The organism is Saccharothrix deserti (assembly GCF_009769385.1).
GTDB classification, from domain to species: Bacteria; Actinomycetota; Actinomycetes; order Mycobacteriales; family Pseudonocardiaceae; genus Actinosynnema; species Actinosynnema deserti.
The window spans coordinates 1-17,433 of sequence record NZ_VKAB01000079.1 but is presented as its reverse complement, the minus strand read 5'-3'; the positions used below and the strand labels follow the sequence as shown (position 1 = coordinate 17,433).

Below are 17,433 nucleotides of genomic sequence, written 5' to 3'. Positions count from 1 at the left end.
GTTGCTCCGCGGTCAGACCACCACCATCGGAATACCGCATCCCACCGGCATACACCCACCGGCATACACCCACCGGCATACACCCACCGGCAAGAGCAACCGTCACCCCGAAACGAAAAGATCGGTAGCGCCGAAGGCCGAAGTTCCACGCGCTTCTTGAGATGCAGCACGCGATCCCTCTGAGCAGGAGGCGAAGCGCGGCGCGAGGCGCACGGGCCACCGTCCAGGGCGGGAGGGAAGCCACAGTGAGGGAAGGACTACGACTCGATCAACATAGGCCATATCGCGGCCCGGGCCGGGCTCGCGCGCAACACGCTGTACAACTACGCACGCGACAAGCACGCGCTGGTCCTGGCGCTGACCCGGAGGGCGGCCCGGCCCGCGGTCGAGCGTGTGGCCGCGATCGCCGCGCGCTCCGCGAATCCGGCCGCGGAGCGGATGCGCGAGATCATCGAGGCGGTCCTGGAGGAGTTCACGGACCAGGTCATGCTGCGCTGATGTTCCGTTCGGGTTCCGGGCCGGTCGCTGAGGCGCCGCAGGGGCCGGACAGCCCGTTCCACCCGATCGTGGTCAACGTGGAGACGGTCGTCCGGGACGGCATCGCGCGCGGAGAGTTCCGCGATGTCGGAGATGTGCCCCTCGCGGTGGAGTTGCTGTCCGGTGCCATGCGCGCCGGCGCCGAACGCATCGGCGGGGACCCAGGCGCCCTCGCGGCTACGTCAGCGCGGCGCGGGAGATCATCCCACGTCTCTTGGCCCCCCGCTCGTATTAGCGCCCGTCGGCCGACCTACAGCACGCACGGCATGCCGCCACCGAGTGAAACTTCGGGCCAGATCCAGGCTCGGATCTCCCGGATCCCGTAGAGGGGCCTCGCCTAGCCAACAGCGCACACACCGGCACCGGTCGCCCGTCCACTCCGCCACCGGCCCACTTAGACAAGGCCACCGAAGATGAGTACGAGTACTCATGCGCTCGGTGATCACCGTGACGCATGCTCCGCTCATGCGTTCTCGCTCCGTCCTCAAGCCGGTCGTGGCGGCTGCGCTCGGCTGCCTGATCCTCACCGGCTGCGGCGCTCAGAAAGTGGCGGCCGACCAGACCCCCGCTGGAAGTGTCATGTCCGCCAACCTCACCGCCGACGATACCGAAGTACGTTTCCTGGAACTCTCCACGCGCATCGCCCAGGGCTGCGCCCCCGACGCACCCGACAGCGGCAACTCCGCCCCCAGGCCGGAAGACCTCCCCGGCGGCAGCCAGGCGGGCTCCCCCCGCTACCCGGCAGGCTCCACCCCGCCGGGCACACCCGACGCCAACGGCGATATCCCCATCCCGGTCGACAGCCCTGCCGAGCCCACCCCCGACTCGACCCTTCCTGTTGAGGTGAAGGAAGTCGCCCTCAACGGCATCGAGACCTGCGCCGGCGAGGAGCACATCGCGCTCATCAGCAATGCGTTCGAGGGCACCGGCGCGGCTGGCTACCAGCAGATGGCCGACAAGCTGACCGCCCTTGGGTACCCGGCAGCGCGCATCTACCAGATGCCCGAACACTCCGGTTCCCTCCACGCGCGGCTGGACCTGCGCACCATGGGCAGCCGCCTGGCGCTGGAGGTCACCGCCGCCGGCAGCGGCGTGGTCGCCGAGGCGTTCGGCGTACCGGAACGGGAAGACGTGAACGTCACCCAGGTGCAGCGCACACCGAACCCTTGACGATCACCACAACCGACCCCACCGCACGGCCTTGGTACTAACTCAAGTAGCGACCTGCTGTGCCGCCGCTGTCCGACGACAGCGGTGGGCCGTGTGATCCTGCGCGGTTTGCGCTGGTCAGCACGGTCGTACGCCGTTGATGAGGTAGCCGGGAACGCCTGGCGTGACGCCTCGTCCTCCTGTGGTGCGTATCAAGGATGCAACCTTGGAGCGGCCACAGCGAGTTGATCCCGTCAGAGCCGCGGCCTGCGGCCCTGACAGACCAGCAGGACACCAACCTCGAACGCCTGATGTGGTGCGCGCTCAGCGGCTACATGAGCGTGCGTTGCCGCCGCGGTGCGGGTACTGCACGACTGGCCGATGTCCGCGCGTGCGGAGTCGAGCTCGCGGCGGCCCGCATCTACCGAGAGGTCCTGGCTTTCTGGGCCGAATGGCGCATGTTACGGCGCGTCGCCGATTTCGAGGACCTGCCGGCGCGATTCGCGTGTCTCACGTTTCGAGTGCTTGGCGTTGTGCCGGGCTCAGGCGGTCCGGTCGTGCGGTGAGGGTGTACGTCTCGGGACCGGTGGCCTGTAGGGCGAGGGGGTCGGCGATGGCCGGTTGACGTTGGATCGCGTCCAGGGCGGTGGTGGCGCGGCCCCCGGGCCAGTCGAGCGCGGTGGCCAGCGTGTCCAGGGTGAGCGGGCGGCGGGCGTGCGCGAGGGCGGCGAGCACGGTCAGCGCGTCGTATACGACGGTCTCGGCAAGGGTGCTGCCGCTCATCTGCTCGTTGAGTCGGGCGAAGAACTGGCCCATCCTGCCGAGTCGGGCGCCGGCGGTCGTGTCGGCGCCGAAGATCTCGATGCCGCGCTGTGCGGCGGTCGCGATGTCGCCGTGTGCGCTGGTGTCGGCCTGCCACGCGCGGAGCCAGACGGCGTCGTCGATGACGTACCGCTCGCGGCGCCCACCCGGGTCCGGTTGGCGCACCACCAGGTCCATGGCTTCGAGGTAGCCGATGGACTTGGACACCGACGCCGGGCTGACCTGCAGCCGGCGCACCAGGTCGGCTGCGGTCAGGCCGCCGGCGTCGGCGGTGAGCAGGCAGACGAACACCCGTGCGGTCATCCTGGGCAGCCCGGTCGCGGCCAGCAGCGTCGCGAACCGGTCCACGAAGCCGCGCACCACCTCGGTCGGCTGCCCGTCGGCCGCCGGCTCGGCGGGCCGGGTCGGCTTGCGGCGGCGGGCACGGTGCCCGGCCGCCTGCTGCGCGTGGTCGGCCAGGTACTCGCCGGGCGCGCCGTTGCGTGCGACCTCGCGGCTGATCGTGGACGTCGGCCGGCCGAGCCGTCGGCCGATCTCGGCGTACCCGAGCCCGTCGGCCAGCCATGCCGCGATCCGCTGGCGGTCCTCGTGGGTCAGCCTGCCTCCTGGCACCGGCGCACCTCCTCTCCTTGCGTTCATCAACATACATTGCAATGACCGAGCTGAGGTAGTTGCATTTACTCACAACCCTGTTGCAACAATAGGCGTTCATCTCCCGCTTTATACGGTCATCTCGTTGACACAGTCTGAAACGCAACGTAGCGTTTTCTCATCCGGAAAGAGGAGGACATAAACGATGCACGTGATGGCCGTGTCGACCGTCTCGGACGACGGCAAGTTCTGGAGCAGCCTGAAGAAGGCGCACGCCAAGCTCCCCAAGGGCGCCAAGTGGAAGGTGGCGGTCGCGAGCAAGGACGGGGCCAAGGCGGTCAACATCATCACCCACGACTCCATCGACGGCGTCCGGGACTTCTTCGAGACACACGCCGGCGCCTACGCCACGACGGAGTACTTCGAAGCGGACGCCGCGAACGCGGTCGGTCTCCCGCGATGACGATCGACGTGCCCCGAATTCGAGCCCGGGTCGCCGAACTCCTGGCGGAGTACGGAATCCCGAGCGCCGCGATCGGCGTGCTGCGCGACGGAGAGCTCACCGAGTTCGCGGTCGGCGTCAGATGCGTGGAAACGCGGGAACCCGCGACGACCGACACCGTCTACCAGTGCGGCTCCATGACCAAGACGTGGACCGCGCTGGCCTTCATGCAGCTCGTCGACGAGGGGAAAGTCGACCTGGACGAGCCGGTGCGAACCTACCTGCCCGGTTTCACCGTGGCCGATCCCGAGGCGAGCGCCAAGGTCACCCCTCGGCACCTGCTCTACCACGCCAACGGTATCTAGGAAGCCTACGGCGATCCCGGCGAAGGCGACGACGTCTACGAACGCATGGTCGAGAACATCGCCGACGCGCCCCAGGTCTTCCCGCTCGGTCACACCCACGGCTACAGCGCGGCGCTGGGCTACGCCATTCTCGCGCGGATCCTGGAGGTGCACGACGGCACACGCTGGGACGACGTCATGCGGGATCGCCTCTTCGACCCCATGGGCCTGACCAGCACGAACAGCCGGCACGATCAGGTGGACGAAACCCGGGCCGCGACCGGACACCTGATCCGGTCGCTGGAAGAAGGCCCCATCGTCACACCGATCGACTACCTGCCGCGTGCCTTCGGCCCTGGCGGGGGCATCACCTCGACGACCCGGGAAGTGCTCACGATGGCGCACGTCCTGCTCAACGAAGGCACTGCGCCGAACGGAAAACGCATCATCTCGGCCGACAGCATCCGGGAGATGACGCGTTCGCGGGTGCCCGTACCGGATCCGTACCTGTTCGGGCCGGAATGGGCACTCGGCCTCATCGTGTGTGACTGGCACGGCGAAACCGTCTACGCCACCGACGGCAGCACGATCGGCCAGAACGCCCGGCTCCGGATCCTGCCGGACTCCAACACCGCCATCGCGATGCTGACCAACGGCGGACCGCGGGAAAGCTTCTACCACACGGTGTTCAACGAAATCCTGACCGACCTCGGCACGGCCACCATCCCGGACCTGCCCGCACCAGACCCGACACTGAACCTCGACCTCGCCAGGTGCGAAGGCGTCTACGAGCGCCCCGGCACGCGGTACGAGGTGTCAGCCGAAGACGGAACGCTGTACCTGACCCTGGTCCTCGACCCGATGCAGGCAGAGTTCCTCCAGAAACCAGACCGCATCAGATACGAACTGCTCCCGGTGAGCGAGACACATTTCCTGATGCCACCGGTGGATCCGCTGGAGGACACCCAGACGGTCGCGATCTACGACTTCACCAACGGCACCGCCCGATACCTCCACACCAACTGCCGGGTAAATCCACGATCAGGGTGACCGTGCGGACATCGAAGCCGAGGTCGCCTCGCCCGCACTACCCAGTTCCTCCCCACAAACTCGTCCTCAGGACACGCGCTCCGCACGCCAGCGCCTCGCCGCGAGCGAGTGGCTCACGGCGGAGCGCTTTCGCGGCCAACGTGTCCACGAGTGACCTCGCTGCGACCTTGCATTGACAAGTGAGTTGAACTCAACTTACCTTATCGCCGTGACCATGCCGAAGGTGCCCCGCGGCGCGGCGGCCCGGGACAAGCTCCTGCGAGCCGCAGCGGAGGAACTCGCCGAGACCGGGCAGTTGGAGGTGGCGGCCGTGGCACGGCGGGCCGGGGTGAGCGCCGGCCTGCCATACCGGTACTTCGGCACCCGCAACGGCCTGCTGATCGCGGTCTTGGACGCCTTCTACCAGCGACTCGGCGAGGCCGCCGCGCTGCGCCGATACGACGCCCCGACCTGGGCCGAACGTGAACGGCAACGGATCCACGACTGGGTGACGGCGCTGTACGCCGAGCCGCTGGCGCCACTGGTGCTGGGCGGCCTGGTCGGTGACGCGGAGGTCGCCGCCGCGAACACGCGCCACCTGCACCAGTTGATCGAACTGGGTGCGCGCAACATCGCCCACGCACAACGCGCCGGTGAACTGCAGGCCGGCCGCGATCCGGAGTTCCTGGCCGCAGCGACGCTGGGCGGCACCAACGTCATGGTCTCGGTCGCGCTCACCAGAACGCCCCGGCCACCCGCCGAGGAGATCATCACCGAACTGTGGACGGTGCTTTCCGGAGCGGTGGGCCTACTTCGACGGGAAAGGGACTGACTTGCCGCAACAACCCGAAACCATCGCGGGCCTGGAGGATCTGGGCCGCGACCTGGCTCGGCGGCACAAGGCCACCGTGAGCGCCGGGACCACTGTGGACCCCGCGGTCGTCGACGCCGACTTGGCCGCCGTCGAACGCGACGGATACGTCATCCTGGAAAACCTGTTGCGCCCGGAGGAATGCGAGCGAATACGGCAGAACGTGACACCGCTCCTGAGCAAGACCGGGCGCAACACCTTCGAGGGCGAACGCACCCAACGCGTCTACAGTGTCCTCAACAAGACCCGCGCGTGCGACCGGCTCGTGGACCACCCGAGGGTGCTGGCCCTGCTCGACCGGCTGTTCCTGCCCAACTACCTGCTCTCCCAACTGCAGGTCATCAACATCAACCCCGGCGAGACCGCCCAACTCCTCCACCCGGACGACGCGATCTACCCCGTGCCCCGACCGCGGCCACCCCTGGGCGCGGCGACGATCTGGGCCATCGACGCCTTCACCAACGACAATGGTGCCACTGTCATCCTGCCGGGCAGTCACCGCTGGGACGCCGACCGCAGGCCGACCGACCACGACACCCGACTCATGGCCGTGATGCCGCCCGGCTCGTGCGTGTTCTTCATCGGCACCCTGTGGCACGGCGGCGGCGCCAACCACTCCGACCATGCCCGCCTCGCGATCACAGCCCAATACTGCGAACCGTGGTTACGTCCCCAAGAAGCATTCACCTTGTCCACCAAGCGCGACACGGTTCACGCAGTGTCCGAAGACATCCGTCGGATGCTCGGCTACAGCATCCACCCGCCGTTCATCGGCATGGTCGATGGTATGCACCCCAAGCGTCTCCTCCACGCGTAGAGCGGCATATGCCGCAATTGGCGCCGCGCCGGTCAGGTGCCGAGGAGGCGGTGGAGTGCGCGGCGAGCGCGGGCCGGGGCGAGCCGGTCGCGCTGTAGCTGCAGGAAGTGGTTGAGGGCCAACATGATGCCGGCGATCTCGCAGACCAACTGGTCGGCATCCGTGTCCGGCGGCAGGTCGCCATCACTGACCGCACGCCGGATGTGGATGCGCAGGTCGCGCTGCCACAGCGCGTCCATCCCGGCGATGGCGTCGCGCACGGGTCCGCTCCGCCCGTCGAACTCCGCCGCCGCAGCGCCGACGACGGCGAGCTGCAGGCTTTCCTTCGTACCGAAGTGACCGAGCACGCCGGCCTTGCTCATCCCGATCTCGGCCGCGAGCCTGCCGGTGGCCAGACCCTCGACGCCACCGTGCTGCCCGACCAAAGGAGAAACTCTTGCCCGGATCCCGAATAGCTGCTCTCGGCCATCACCAACCGTCCCGTGTGCTGGCCAACGCCGACCTGGAACGCATCGTGGACACGAACGACGCGTGGATCCGGCAACGCACCGGGATCGCTACTCGCCGGATCGCGAACGAGGACGAGTCGGTCACCGACATGGCGGCGGCAGCCGCCGCCAAGGCGCTCGCCGCATCCGGCGTGACGCCGGCGGAGATCGGCCTGGTCACCGTCGCGACGTGTACCGCGATCGACCGCTGCCCGTCGATCGCCGCCCAGATCGCCGCCCGCCTCGGCATTCCCGCCGCCGTGTGCTTCGACCTGAACAACGGTTGCGCCGGCTTCTGCACAGCCCTCGCCTGCGCCGACCACTCCATCCGGGGATCGCCACCACCGACCTCGCCGGCATCGTCACGCACCAAGCCAACCTGCGGATCATCGAGTCGCTGACCAGCCGGCTCGCTCTGCGGGACGACGTCGTGATCGCCCGGGATGTCGTCGACTCCGGCAACACCTCCGCCGCGTCCGTACCGCTGGCACTGTCCAAACTGGTCGAACGTGGCGAGCTACCCGCCGCGTCACCGGTACTGCTGTTCTCCTTCGGCGGCGGCCTTTCCTGGGCCGGCCAGGTCATCACCTGCCCCTGAAGGACGGACCATGCTCTACTCACTCACCCGGCTGCTGGTCGGCCTCCTGGTCCGATCGCTCTACCGGCCCATCATTCGGGGCCGGAGCAACGTCCCGCGGCGCGGCGCGGTCGTCATCGCCAGCAACCACTTGTCATTCATCGACAGCGTCGTCATCACACTGCTGGCTCCGCGTCCGGTCTACTTCCTCACCAAGGACGCGTACTTCACCGGCAAGGGCCTGAAAGGCTTCCTGACGCGCGGCTTCTTCACCGCCGTCGGCTCCATCCCCGTCGACAGGGGCGGCCACCGCAGCGCGCAGGCATCTCTGGAAGCCGCCGAACGAATGCTGGCCCAGGGACACGCCTTCGGCATCCACCCCGAAGGAACCCGATCACTCGACGGCCGGCTCTACCGCGGCCGGACCGGTGTTGCCTGGCTTGCCTTGAAAACCGGCGCTCCCGTCGTACCGGTCGCGCTGACCGGCACCGACCGGCTTCAGCCCATCGGCAGGCGGCTGCCCCGTTTCCACCGCATCATCGTGGAGTTCGGCAAACCGCTGCACTTCACGACAACCGAGGACGATGCACGACCCGCCCAGACACGCCGCGTCGTCACCGACGAGATCATGCATGCGATCGGGACACTCTCCGGACAGGACCGCGCCGACACCTACGCGGCATTTCCGCAAACCAAAGCCAGCTAAACGCCGTTGTGTCACGCGACGAGCGAGGAGGATCCGAGATCCCCGACTACCTCTTCGACCAAGACAGCCGGCCTGCCCAGGTCGCCCCTGACATCTTCGCCGTCCAACTCACCGATCGCTGGAACACCACCAGTGGTGATCCCAACGGGGGCTACCTGATGGCAGTGGGTGTTCGTGCGTTGCAGCAGCAGTCCGAGTTGCGTGATCCGCTGGTGGCGTCAGCGTTCTTTCTCCGGCCCGGAGCGCCCGGTCCCGCGCGGATTCACGTGGAGACAGCCCGAAAAGGACGCCGAACCTCCACCGGCGAGGCGCGAATGCGCCAAGGCGACAAAGAGATCTTGCGCGTCGTCGCGACCTTCGCCGACCTCGACCAGGCCGATGGCCGCACCCTGTCCCTGGCCGCCATGCCCGACCTGCCCTCGCCGGACGAGCTGATAAACCCGCTGGCCGACATAACCTTGCCCGGCGTCACCGTCGCCGACAGGGTCGAATGCCGTGTCACTCAGCCTCCCGGCTGGTTGCGCGGGCAACCCAGCGGCGATCCCAGTATGACTTTCTGGATGCGCTTCGCTGACGGCCGTGAACCCGACCTGTTGAGTCTGCCGTTTCTCGCCGATGCCGCCTACCCGGCTGTCATGGAACTCGGGGAATTCCCCTCAGCCACCATCGAACTGACCATCCATCTACGCAACCGGCCCGCACCCGGCTGGCTGGCCTGCCAGATCACCACTCGGCGCCTCACCGGCGGCTTCCACGAAGAGGACTGCGACATCTGGGATTCCCGAGGCACCCTGGTCGCCCAGTCCCGACAACTCGCCATCCTCCACTGACTGAACGGGATCCTGCCCTTCGATATGAACAGGCCGCCGCCGACGTCGACAGCCGCACGGCGGTGGGATGCGCGTCGCGGGCGACGAATGCCTGGTCGAGTTCTGCGCGCAGCACCGGCAGTAGACCGAACCCGCGATGGCGAAGTTCGTGCCGGTGAGCACCAGCACTTCCAGATCTATCACGTTGGCCAGCGTGCGGACAGTGAACGCGATGTACGGGCGGAGGGTTCCAGCAGGCGAAGTCCATGTTCTATACCTACAGGCGTTGGCCTGGCAAGGGATCGGATCTCACGAGAAGGCCAAAGTCTTATGTGAGCAAGCCCTCGAAATAGATCACTTCTTTCCGCAGACGACCGCCGCCACCCTCGACGCAGTGATTGGATCGCCGTCGCGGTAGGCGCCTTGGCCGTGGGTGGCCCAGTAGCGGTGGCCGAGGAACGGCAACGCGGTGACGCCGAGGACCGGTTGGTGGTGGTGCACGAGCCCGAGGGCGATGGCGCAGAGCGGGTTGTTGTGGTGGTGGTTGATCGTGCCGTCGATGGGATCGAGGACCCAGTAGGTGTCGGGGTTGCCGACCGCGCCGGTTTCCTCGCCCATGAACCCGATCTCGGAGTGCCCGTCGGCGGTGAGAAGTTGGCGCACGAGGTGTTCGACGCCTTCGTCGACGTCGGATACCGGGTCGCGGTCGCCTTTGTAGCGGATGTTGCGGGGTTGGTGGCCGAGGACGTGGGTGACGGCGTGGTCGATCGCGGTCTGGGCCGCGGGCAGGGCGGCGGTGAGGTCGGGTGCCGACAGCATCGTTGTCTCGGTTCTTCCGGGAAGGTCGGATCGCGCGGGCGGCGAGCCTGTGTGGACGGTCGGGCGTTGACGTGTGCGCCCGTCGTCAGGACCTGGACGGCCACCACGGCGTTTCGGCGGTCAGGGTGCCGCTGCGCAGTCGTTCCGCGATCACCACCGGGCGCACGTCGATCTGGTGGAGGTCCGTGTCGGCGGCCCACCGCACTTCGCCCTCGTTCCACTGCACGGCCTCGGGGTCGGTGATGGTCACGTCGAACAGCAGCGCCAGCTCGTAGACCGGCGGCCCGTTCGGGTCGTTGTGTCCGTGAAGTTCCACGGTGGCGCAGAAGCCGAGGTGCGCGATGTCGGCGTCGACCTGTTCCCGTAGGACGCGACGCAGCGCATCCTCGACGGATTCCCCAGGCCGTACGAGCCCGCCGGGCAGGCGGTAGGCGGGAGCGTGCCGGTCCCGCAGGATCAGGATGCGCTCGTCGTATCCGACGAGGCCACACCGCGACAAGCGGACCGAGGGCGGAGGTGGTCGGGGAGTTCATCATGAAGCTCTCAAGTTCAGTGGGCAGGGCGTTGTCGAGGCGGCGCCCGGAGCCGGTTGCGGACTCTCGTGACGTGGGCCGCCTGCTTGTGGTGGACCGGTATCAGGGGGGCACGGGCGTTCTCCCACAACAGGATGTGCAGTCGCGAGGTCAGATTCCAACCTCGGGCGAGTACCGGGTCGGCCAGTAGCCGCATCCGGTCCGGCACCGTGGTGCGGTCGGTACCCCCTCGGGCATCTGCGGGGTGTTGCAATACATATTGAGTCGAAAGTGATCGGTTGCCTGTAGGTTGATGTACGTGGTCGAGGTTGAGGGTGCGCACCGGTTGTCGCCTGCAGAGCAGGAGGTGCTGCGGTTGCGGGTGGTCGCGGCGCTGGAGTCGGGGCAGGTCGAGGGCTATCGGCAGGCTGCCGAGGTGTTCGGGGTGTCGGTGCGGTCGGTGGGCACCTGGTGGCGGGCCTGCCAACGGAACGGTCGGGACAGTCTGGTGGTGCGTCGGGGTCGACGGCCGGGACCGGCCGAATTGATCAGTCCGGAGGAGCGCGGCACGTTGTTCGCGGCGATGGCCGACTACACCCCGGAGGAGTTGCTGATCGGCGGCCCGCTGTGGACACGCCAGGCGGTGGTGGAGCTGATCCGACCGGTCGTCGGTGCGGACATGACCGAGCAGGGCGTGGGGTTGTGGCTGCGTCGGCACGGATTCACCCCGCGGCGACCGGCCCGTCGTGCCTACGAGCAGCAGCCCGCCGCGGTGAGGGCCTGGCTGGACGAGGACTGTCCGGCGATCGAGGCGCGCGCGAAGGCCGAGGGCGCGGCGGTCGCGTGGGTGGACCAGTGCGGGCTGCGCTCCGACGCCGCGCCGCCCGGCCGTTCCTGGGCGCCCAAGGGCCGCACGCCGATCGTGCGGGTGACCGGGAAGCGGCTGCGGGTCAACGTCATGTCCGCGGTCGCCCCACGGGGTGCGTTGTGGTTCACCGTGTTCACCGAGCGGTTCACCGCGACCGTGTTCACCGCATTTCTCGACCGTGTGGCACGCCAGGCGGGCCGGAAGGTGCACGTCATCGCCGACCGGCACCCGGTGCACCGCAGCAAGGCGGTCCGCGCCTGGCTGCAGGCCAACGCCGACCGGGTCGAACTGCACCTCATGCCCGGCTACAGCCCCGAGCTGAACCCCGACGAGCTGCTCAACGCCGACCTCAAGCGCAACGTCAACGCCTCACGCGCCCACAACGCCGACCGCCTCGCCCACGAGACCCGACGGTTCCTGCGCCGCCGCCAGCGCCAGCCGCACATCGTCCGCGGCTGCTTCCGGGCCCAGCACGTCCGCTACGCCATCATGTAGGCAACCGAACACTTTCGGCTCAAATAAGTGACACTCGCCACAGCTTGATGGGTTCGTGGCTGCCTGGGTTGCGGCTCATGAGACATCCCGAATCCGGAGAACACGTGGATGACCAGGCCGGACTCCGCGGGTAGAGGGACGGCGAGCGTGTGGGCGAGCCAGGCCGGGATGCGCAGCGACCGGGCGGCCGCCACCTCGTCGGCGTCGACGTCGATGCCGAACTCGGCGAACCACCGGGACATCACGTCGACGGTGTCGCCTCCGCTCCAACCGCCGTCGCCGGCCTCGCTCTCCTTCATCCGCGTGAACAGGTCCAGGACCGCGGCGAGCAGAGCCGGGTCGGCGCCAACACCCACAACCTCCAGGATGTCGACGTCGACATCCCGCTCGGAGTGCTGAGCGTGGTCACCGGAGTCGCCGGCTCCGGCAAGAGCTCACTGATCCACGGCTCGATGCCGGCCGACGCGGGTGTGGTGGCGGTCGACCAGACGCCCATCCGCGGCTCACGGCGCAGCAACCCGGCGACCTACACCGGCCTGCTCGACCCGATCCGCAAGGCGTTCGCGAAGGCCAACGACGTGAAACCGACGCTGTTCAGCGCCAACTCCGAGGGCGCCTGCCCCAACTGCAACGGCGCCGGCGTCGTCTACACCGACCTGGCGATGATGGCCGGCGTCGCCACCACCTGCGAGGAGTGCGAAGGGAAGCGGTTCCAGACGTCGGTGCTGGAGTGCCGCTTCGGTGGCAAGGACATCAGCGAGGTACTCGCCATGTCGGTCGCGGAGGCGGCGGAGTTCCTCGGCGACGGCCCGGCGCGGACACCCGCGGCGCACAAGATCGTGGCCCGGATGGAGGATGTCGGGCTCGGTTACCTCAAGCTCGGGCAGCCGCTCACCACGCTGTCCGGCGGCGAGCGGCAGCGACTCAAGCTGGCGACGCATCTGGGGGAGAAGGGCGGAGGCTACGTCCTCGACGAGCCGACCACCGGCCTGCATCTTGCCGATGTCGAGCAGCTGCTCGGCCTGCTCGACCGGCTCGTCGACTCCGGCAAGTCGGTGATCGTCATCGAGCATCACCAGGCGGTCATGGCGCATGCCGACTGGATCATCGACCTCGGTCCCGGGGCGGGCCACGACGGTGGCCGGATCGTCTTCGAGGGCCCACCCGCCGACCTCGTCGCCGCCTGCTCGACGCTCACCGGCGAGCACCTCGCGGCCTACGTCGGCAACTGAGTGTCCGTGAGCGCGGCGACCAACTCGTCGAGGCTGTTCGACCGCCAATCGAAGGTGTCGGTGCTTTTCGGAGCATCACCGGCGGGTCGCCGAACGTAGGCGGTTCGCATGCCCACCGCCTGGGCTCCGCGAAGGTCCCAGGCGTGGGCGGCGACCATCAACACGCGCTCCGCTGGGCATCCGGCCGCGTCGACGGCGAGCTGATAGACCTCCGGTGCGGGCTTGTAGGCCCTGACGTCTTCGGCGGACAAGGCCTGGTGCCATCGCAGTCCGGCGTACGCGTTGAGGCGGAGCAGCGCCGCGCGGCTGGCGCTGGAAAGCCCCAATACCGGAAATCGCCGCGCGAGGCGGGTGAGTCCGGCGACGGAGTCGTCCCAGGGCTTCAGGCGCCGGCCCGCGGTAGCCAGTCGCTCGGTGGTCACCGGGTCGGTAAGCCCGGCACGGTCGGCTACGCGTTGAGCCGCCTCGCGGTCGATGACCTCGGTGTTGGCGTATGCCCGGCTTGCTTTCTCGATGCGTTGCTGTTCGTGCTCGACATGTTCTCGCCACACGGTGAGCAGCTTGTCGGCAGCGGCATCGTCGGCCGCGGGCACGGCTTCGCGAATGGCCGCTCGAAGCCCGCCCGGCTCGTCGACCATCGTTCCGAGGACGTCGAAGACGACCACCTCGATGTCGGGTGCCTCGGCCATTCAGCCTCCTCAGTGCGTCACCGGTTAAGCAGGTGACGATTGTTGCCCGACTTCGCGTCACCAGTCAAGATGGTGACGTGAGGTTCGCATTCGTGAGTGGCAACCCAGCTCTGGACCTGGTCGGCACCGTGGGGTCCCGTCGAGACAACCCGGTCGACCTCCTGGTCGCACCCGCCGATCTCGAGCAGTGGGTGCACGAATGCGACGAGCTACCGGACCAGGTGACCGCCGATACCGAGACCTTCGCGTCCGCGCTGCGGCTCCGCGAGGCGCTCTACCAGCTGGCGCTCGATCGCCTGCAGGGTCGTCGCTTCACGCCAACCAGCCTTGGCGTCCTCAACGAGGCCGCCGCCGGGCCGGTGCCCACGGTCGAACTCGGCGACGCAGGCGTGCGTCTTTCGGGAGATCTCCGTTCCGCGCTGGCCCACGTCGCACGCAGCGGGATCACCGTGCTCGCCGACCGCGACGCGTGCTTGAAGGAGTGCGGTCGTTCGGGCTGCACGCGCATCTACGTCGACCGCTCCCGCGGTGCACGTCGGACCTGGTGCGGTATGGAGGGTTGCGGCAATCGCGTGAAGGCCGCGGCTTACCGAGCTCGCAAGCAAGCCGCCGGACAGGTTCGCTTGTCGCGTAAGGGTGAACGTGCCCGAGCGTCTGGCCGGTCCGGCCTGTAACCGGCGTTCCTGTCGGACCTGATGCCGCAGCCTCGGGCGCATGGCGGGCGTGCTGGTGCGGATGGGTGCGGTCAACCCCGTTGGCGAGCACGACGATCGTCCTGCCGTCTGCGGCCAGTGCGCCGCGGTGCGCTGCTTCGTCAACGCCGAGGCTGCCGCCGCTGAGGACGGTCGCCCCGGCACGGGCGAGCTCGTAACTGACGTCCCCCGCGACTGTGTTTCCGTACTCCGTCGACGCGCGGGCGCCGGGGAACAGCACGCGCAGGTGCGCTTCGAGGCCGATCATGCGGCCGTAGACGCCGGTCTCCTCCCGGTGCTCGACGGTGAGGACGGCGGCGGTCACGGTCATCGGTTCGCCACTGCCGTCCGGGGCGGCGAGCACGACGGCGCGGTCGGGAATGACCGGGTTGGCGGTGTCGACGGGCATGGCGGTATCTCCACTCGGATCGCAGGTGGCCGCGCACCGGCCCGGTCGCGACCGGCGCGGGATGGTGCAGCGGGCGTTGGTGGTCACGAGGGCGGCGCGGCCGCGCTGCGGTGGTTCGGCCGCGCGGCCGCGCCGCAGTGAGGTGGAGGTGGGGAAGGTGCGCAGGTCAGAAGGGCGCTATCCACATCTGGGTGCCGGGCTCGTGTTCGTCGAGGTAGGGGCGGGACAACTCGACGACGAGGTCGGCCTGGGCGCGGGTGAGGATCGCGGCGTGGACCTTCCGGCGCGTGGTGCCGCCATCGGCGGTGACCCGTCGCGTGGTCTTCTCGTTGGGGAACCGCACGAACACCGTGTAGCGGCAGTCGTCGCGCTGCGCCGGCTCGGTTGCTTCAGGCACGGGCGGCGTCGTGGCGGGCGTTGCCCGGCCTGCGGCGAAGTCGAGGTTCTTGAGGTCGATGACACTGAAGTTGCCGAAGTGCGTCCAGCGGCCGTTCTTGGCGTGGTAAACGACCACCTGGTCGTTGACCAGCAGGCACAGCCACGCGATCATGCCGTCGGCGTCCCCGTCGACGGTGCCGATGGTGGGATCGGGGGCGGAGTCGGTGTAGCGGTAGCCGACGCCGGCGACCGGCTGCACGTGGTCGGGGCGGTAGGGGGCGCGGACGGTGGCGTCGGCGACCTCCGCGGCCGCCTCGTCCGCGTCGATGAACGACCACTCGTGCTCCAGGATCGCGGCGGCCAGCCGCGACAGATCGCCGTCGTGGTGCTCGTCCAGCGCCACGCCCAGCGCGGCCAGCTGGCAGGTCGGGTAGCCGTCGCTGTGGCAGTGGCGGGCCCGGTAGGTGCGGCCGTCGTCGCCCAGGACACCGAAGGATTTCCGTTCCGCGCGAACATGGTGGAGATGCGAGCGACTGACCTGCGGTCCGCCAAGTAGGCCTGACTTATAATACGAGTCCGGAGTCCTCGACGACTACGCCTTCGAGGACTGGCTGTTCCGTCTGGAACAACTGGAGGAGCGCGAGGAGCACCTGGCCGCTGGGGAGCATGTCAGTGGTCCGGCCGCCGATGCCTACCGGCACCGCGTCCACACCGCACACACCAAGTTCGCCGGCCGGGTCGTGACCACCGCCAAACAGGCGCACGATCTGTTGGACAACCCGCTGCTCCAGATCTTTCCCGGCCGGGGGATGACCTGCGTTCTGGACCCCAACAAGGCCCTCTGTCAGCTCTTCGGCACCGAGAACAGCACCCGCCGCGCCCCGGACCAGGACGACTGCCGACCGCAATGCCAGAACCTGGCGTTCACCGACGCCAACATCACTGATTTCCAGACCCGCGCCGACCGGCTGAGGGAGGTCGTCGCCGACCCGCTGGCCCCCTCACTCAGGACAGCACGCGACCGGCACGAGCTGGACCGCATCGAGAAGATCATCCGCCGCCACCACTATGGGAAGTAACACCTTGGGACTCGCTACCAACACCTGGCCGCACACCGAAACCGACCTCCAACGCCAGGCGCTGCTTGCCGCAGCCGACCGGCTCCTGGCCGGCACCCCTCTCCACTCCACCGGGCGGCTGTCGATCGTCCAGCTCGCCATCGAGGCCGAGGTCAAGTACTGGGTCGTCGCCCAGAAGCACACCGACCTGCGTGATCACTTCCAGAAGCTCGCGTTCGAAGCCGGGAGCACCACGCCCGAGTCGCGTCCGGTCGATGCGCACACACAACTCCAGCGGGACCACGATGAGCTACGACAACATTGCCAGGGCCTGGAGCAGCTCCTGGCCCTTTACGCCACCGCCATCAACGAACTCACCCTGGAAAACCAAGCGCTGCGCGAGCAAGCCACCGAACACCACGCAACGGTCACCCCCCTACCTCGGAGCCACCGCAGCCCTCAGCTTCGCTGTTGACGCCTACTGTGGCAGGGCATGGACGTGCCCGGCCCGTCCCTCCAGCTCGTGATCATGGACAGGATCCCGTTCCCCCGGCCGGACGACCCGCCGGCGTCCGCGCGCCAGAAAGCCGTCAACTCCAGGGGAGGCAACGGCTTCCTGACGGTCGCGGCGACCCACGCGGCACTGCTGCTGGCCCAGGGCGCCGGCCGGTTACTGCGGTCGATGTCGGACAAGGGCGTCGTGGCCGTCCTGGATCCGAGGCCGGCCACGGCCCGCTACGGCGGCTTCCTGCGCGCCTCACTTCCCCCGTTCTGGACGACCTACGACCCCGAGGTGGTCAGGGCCGCGCTCAAGCGCCTGGACGCGGCTCAGACCCCTTGATCCGTTCGACGAGTTCGTCGCGGTACTCCCGCACCGCCTGAAACTCCGGTTCGTCGCCGGTCGCCCGCTTCAACGCGCCTTCCAGGATCTTCAGCCCCTGGCGTTCGTCGCCGCGCGCATCCGCCTGCCTCGCGGCGTCCTCCATGGCTTTGGCGAGCTTGGTCTGCGCCTCGGGTTCCTTGGCGGCCTTGTTGATCCGGATCCAGTTGCCGCCCGGATCGACGACGGTGAACCCGGTGTACCGGTCGTTGCGCAGCC

General features: G+C 68.4%; 19 protein-coding genes and 6 pseudogenes. 16 read left to right on the top strand and 9 right to left on the bottom strand.

What is annotated here, in order from left to right:
• Window positions 1–264: 264 nt before the first annotated feature.
• Both FM051_RS54345 and FM051_RS47780 read left to right on the top strand, forming a co-directional pair.
• A pseudogene (locus FM051_RS54345) lies at window positions 265–348 on the top strand (hypothetical protein); the annotation flags it as partial.
• Window positions 349–966: 618 nt separating this feature from the next.
• Window positions 967–1,707, top strand: coding sequence for a hypothetical protein (locus FM051_RS47780; RefSeq protein ID WP_158854336.1), 741 nt, complete (start codon window positions 967–969; stop codon window positions 1,705–1,707).
• Between the two features lie 489 nt (window positions 1,708–2,196).
• On the opposite strand, the gene FM051_RS47775 is transcribed toward FM051_RS47780, so the two are convergent.
• Window positions 2,197–3,120: a MarR family transcriptional regulator gene (locus FM051_RS47775; RefSeq protein ID WP_158854334.1), complete on the bottom strand. Its 924-nt coding sequence runs from the start codon at window positions 3,118–3,120 to the stop codon at window positions 2,197–2,199.
• A 184-nt stretch (window positions 3,121–3,304) separates the two neighbouring features.
• Between FM051_RS47775 and FM051_RS47770 the strand changes: the two genes are divergently transcribed.
• From FM051_RS47770 to FM051_RS47755, 4 genes and pseudogenes are all read left to right on the top strand, one after another.
• A complete protein-coding gene (locus FM051_RS47770) occupies window positions 3,305–3,562 on the top strand; it encodes a hypothetical protein (protein ID WP_158854332.1) in 258 nt (85 codons plus the stop codon).
• Window positions 3,559–4,935: pseudogene (locus FM051_RS47765) on the top strand (serine hydrolase domain-containing protein). The gene FM051_RS47770 and the pseudogene FM051_RS47765 overlap by 4 nt, the downstream one beginning before the upstream one ends.
• A gap of 214 nt (window positions 4,936–5,149) precedes the next feature.
• Entirely contained in the window at window positions 5,150–5,746 is a 597-nt protein-coding gene (locus tag FM051_RS47760) for a TetR/AcrR family transcriptional regulator (protein ID WP_202919471.1), read from the top strand.
• A gap of 94 nt (window positions 5,747–5,840) precedes the next feature.
• A complete protein-coding gene (locus tag FM051_RS47755; RefSeq protein ID WP_202919469.1) occupies window positions 5,841–6,602 on the top strand; it encodes a phytanoyl-CoA dioxygenase family protein in 762 nt (253 codons plus the stop codon).
• A 32-nt stretch (window positions 6,603–6,634) separates the two neighbouring features.
• On the opposite strand, the gene FM051_RS47750 is transcribed toward FM051_RS47755, so the two are convergent.
• Window positions 6,635–7,027 (bottom strand): TetR family transcriptional regulator C-terminal domain-containing protein, encoded by a 393-nt coding sequence (locus tag FM051_RS47750; RefSeq protein WP_238413207.1) that lies wholly within the window; start codon window positions 7,025–7,027, stop codon window positions 6,635–6,637.
• Window positions 7,028–7,038: 11 nt separating this feature from the next.
• On the opposite strand from FM051_RS47750, the gene FM051_RS47745 reads away from it, so the two are divergent.
• Genes FM051_RS47745 through FM051_RS47735 form a run of 4 tightly spaced genes read left to right on the top strand, consistent with a single transcriptional unit; the run spans window position 7,039 to window position 9,203 of the window.
• Window positions 7,039–7,491 carry a ketoacyl-ACP synthase III gene (locus tag FM051_RS47745; protein WP_338019550.1) on the top strand — a complete coding sequence of 151 codons (453 nt, stop codon included), beginning with the start codon at window positions 7,039–7,041 and terminating at the stop codon, window positions 7,489–7,491.
• On the top strand, window positions 7,374–7,688 hold the full coding sequence (locus tag FM051_RS53830) for a 3-oxoacyl-[acyl-carrier-protein] synthase III C-terminal domain-containing protein (protein WP_338019549.1): 315 nt from the start codon (window positions 7,374–7,376) through the stop codon (window positions 7,686–7,688). The genes FM051_RS47745 and FM051_RS53830 overlap by 118 nt, the downstream gene beginning before the upstream one ends.
• Before the next feature lie 10 nt (window positions 7,689–7,698).
• Entirely contained in the window at window positions 7,699–8,373 is a 675-nt protein-coding gene (locus FM051_RS47740) for a lysophospholipid acyltransferase family protein (RefSeq protein WP_158854326.1), read from the top strand.
• An 8-nt stretch (window positions 8,374–8,381) separates the two neighbouring features.
• A complete protein-coding gene (locus tag FM051_RS47735; protein WP_202919468.1) occupies window positions 8,382–9,203 on the top strand; it encodes a thioesterase family protein in 822 nt (273 codons plus the stop codon).
• Between the two features lie 333 nt (window positions 9,204–9,536).
• Here FM051_RS47735 and FM051_RS47730 read toward each other — a convergent pair whose 3' ends face one another.
• A complete protein-coding gene (locus FM051_RS47730; protein ID WP_158854324.1) occupies window positions 9,537–10,001 on the bottom strand; it encodes an inositol monophosphatase family protein in 465 nt (154 codons plus the stop codon).
• 85 nt (window positions 10,002–10,086) lie between these two features.
• Window positions 10,087–10,500: an NUDIX domain-containing protein gene (locus FM051_RS47725; protein ID WP_158854322.1), complete on the bottom strand. Its 414-nt coding sequence runs from the start codon at window positions 10,498–10,500 to the stop codon at window positions 10,087–10,089.
• A gap of 332 nt (window positions 10,501–10,832) precedes the next feature.
• Between FM051_RS47725 and FM051_RS47720 the strand changes: the two genes are divergently transcribed.
• Window positions 10,833–11,876: an IS630 family transposase gene (locus tag FM051_RS47720; protein WP_202919467.1), complete on the top strand. Its 1,044-nt coding sequence runs from the start codon at window positions 10,833–10,835 to the stop codon at window positions 11,874–11,876.
• Here the strand turns inward: FM051_RS47720 and FM051_RS50240 are convergent.
• A complete protein-coding gene (locus FM051_RS50240; RefSeq protein ID WP_162470808.1) occupies window positions 11,861–12,232 on the bottom strand; it encodes a hypothetical protein in 372 nt (123 codons plus the stop codon). The genes FM051_RS47720 and FM051_RS50240 overlap by 16 nt on opposite strands.
• Between FM051_RS50240 and FM051_RS47715 the strand changes: the two are divergent.
• Window positions 12,218–13,108, top strand: a pseudogene (locus FM051_RS47715) (ATP-binding cassette domain-containing protein); the annotation flags it as partial. The gene FM051_RS50240 and the pseudogene FM051_RS47715 sit on opposite strands and share 15 nt — an antisense overlap.
• On the opposite strand, the gene FM051_RS47710 reads toward FM051_RS47715, so the two are convergent.
• Window positions 13,093–13,797 (bottom strand): haloacid dehalogenase type II, encoded by a 705-nt coding sequence (locus tag FM051_RS47710; protein ID WP_158854320.1) that lies wholly within the window; start codon window positions 13,795–13,797, stop codon window positions 13,093–13,095. The pseudogene FM051_RS47715 and the gene FM051_RS47710 sit on opposite strands and share 16 nt — an antisense overlap.
• A 77-nt stretch (window positions 13,798–13,874) precedes the next feature.
• Between FM051_RS47710 and FM051_RS47705 the strand changes: the two genes are divergently transcribed.
• Window positions 13,875–14,471 (top strand): CGNR zinc finger domain-containing protein, encoded by a 597-nt coding sequence (locus FM051_RS47705; protein ID WP_158854318.1) that lies wholly within the window; start codon window positions 13,875–13,877, stop codon window positions 14,469–14,471.
• A gap of 82 nt (window positions 14,472–14,553) precedes the next feature.
• Here the strand turns inward: FM051_RS47705 and FM051_RS54340 are convergent.
• Together FM051_RS54340 and FM051_RS47695 are read right to left on the bottom strand one after the other, a co-directional pair.
• Window positions 14,554–14,757 (bottom strand): annotated as a pseudogene (locus FM051_RS54340) (DNA-processing protein DprA); the annotation flags it as partial.
• Between the two features lie 307 nt (window positions 14,758–15,064).
• Window positions 15,065–15,679: a hypothetical protein gene (locus FM051_RS47695; RefSeq protein WP_158854316.1), complete on the bottom strand. Its 615-nt coding sequence runs from the start codon at window positions 15,677–15,679 to the stop codon at window positions 15,065–15,067.
• 337 nt (window positions 15,680–16,016) lie between these two features.
• Between FM051_RS47695 and FM051_RS47690 the strand changes: the two genes are divergently transcribed.
• The 3 genes and pseudogenes from FM051_RS47690 to FM051_RS47680 all read left to right on the top strand — a co-directional run.
• Entirely contained in the window at window positions 16,017–16,355 is a 339-nt protein-coding gene (locus FM051_RS47690) for a hypothetical protein (RefSeq protein WP_158854314.1), read from the top strand.
• Between the two features lie 4 nt (window positions 16,356–16,359).
• A complete protein-coding gene (locus tag FM051_RS47685; protein ID WP_158854313.1) occupies window positions 16,360–16,809 on the top strand; it encodes a hypothetical protein in 450 nt (149 codons plus the stop codon).
• A gap of 6 nt (window positions 16,810–16,815) precedes the next feature.
• A pseudogene (locus FM051_RS47680) lies at window positions 16,816–17,175 on the top strand (helicase C-terminal domain-containing protein); the annotation flags it as partial.
• Here the strand turns inward: FM051_RS47680 and FM051_RS47675 are convergent.
• A pseudogene (locus tag FM051_RS47675) lies at window positions 17,144–17,433 on the bottom strand (VOC family protein); the annotation flags it as partial. The pseudogenes FM051_RS47680 and FM051_RS47675 overlap by 32 nt on opposite strands.

Excerpts from the sequence above, each read along its gene's own strand:
- FM051_RS47730 (WP_158854324.1), bottom strand. The coding sequence starts at position 10,001 with ATGCTGTCGGCACCCGACCTCACCGCCGCCCTGCCCGCGGCCCAGACC.
- FM051_RS47780 (WP_158854336.1), top strand. The coding sequence starts at position 967 with ATGCGCTCGGTGATCACCGTGACGCATGCTCCGCTCATGCGTTCTCGC.
- FM051_RS47710 (WP_158854320.1), bottom strand. The coding sequence starts at position 13,797 with ATGGCCGAGGCACCCGACATCGAGGTGGTCGTCTTCGACGTCCTCGGA.
- FM051_RS47770 (WP_158854332.1), top strand. The coding sequence starts at position 3,305 with ATGCACGTGATGGCCGTGTCGACCGTCTCGGACGACGGCAAGTTCTGG.
- FM051_RS47740 (WP_158854326.1), top strand. The coding sequence starts at position 7,699 with ATGCTCTACTCACTCACCCGGCTGCTGGTCGGCCTCCTGGTCCGATCG.
- FM051_RS47760 (WP_202919471.1), top strand. The coding sequence starts at position 5,150 with ATGCCGAAGGTGCCCCGCGGCGCGGCGGCCCGGGACAAGCTCCTGCGA.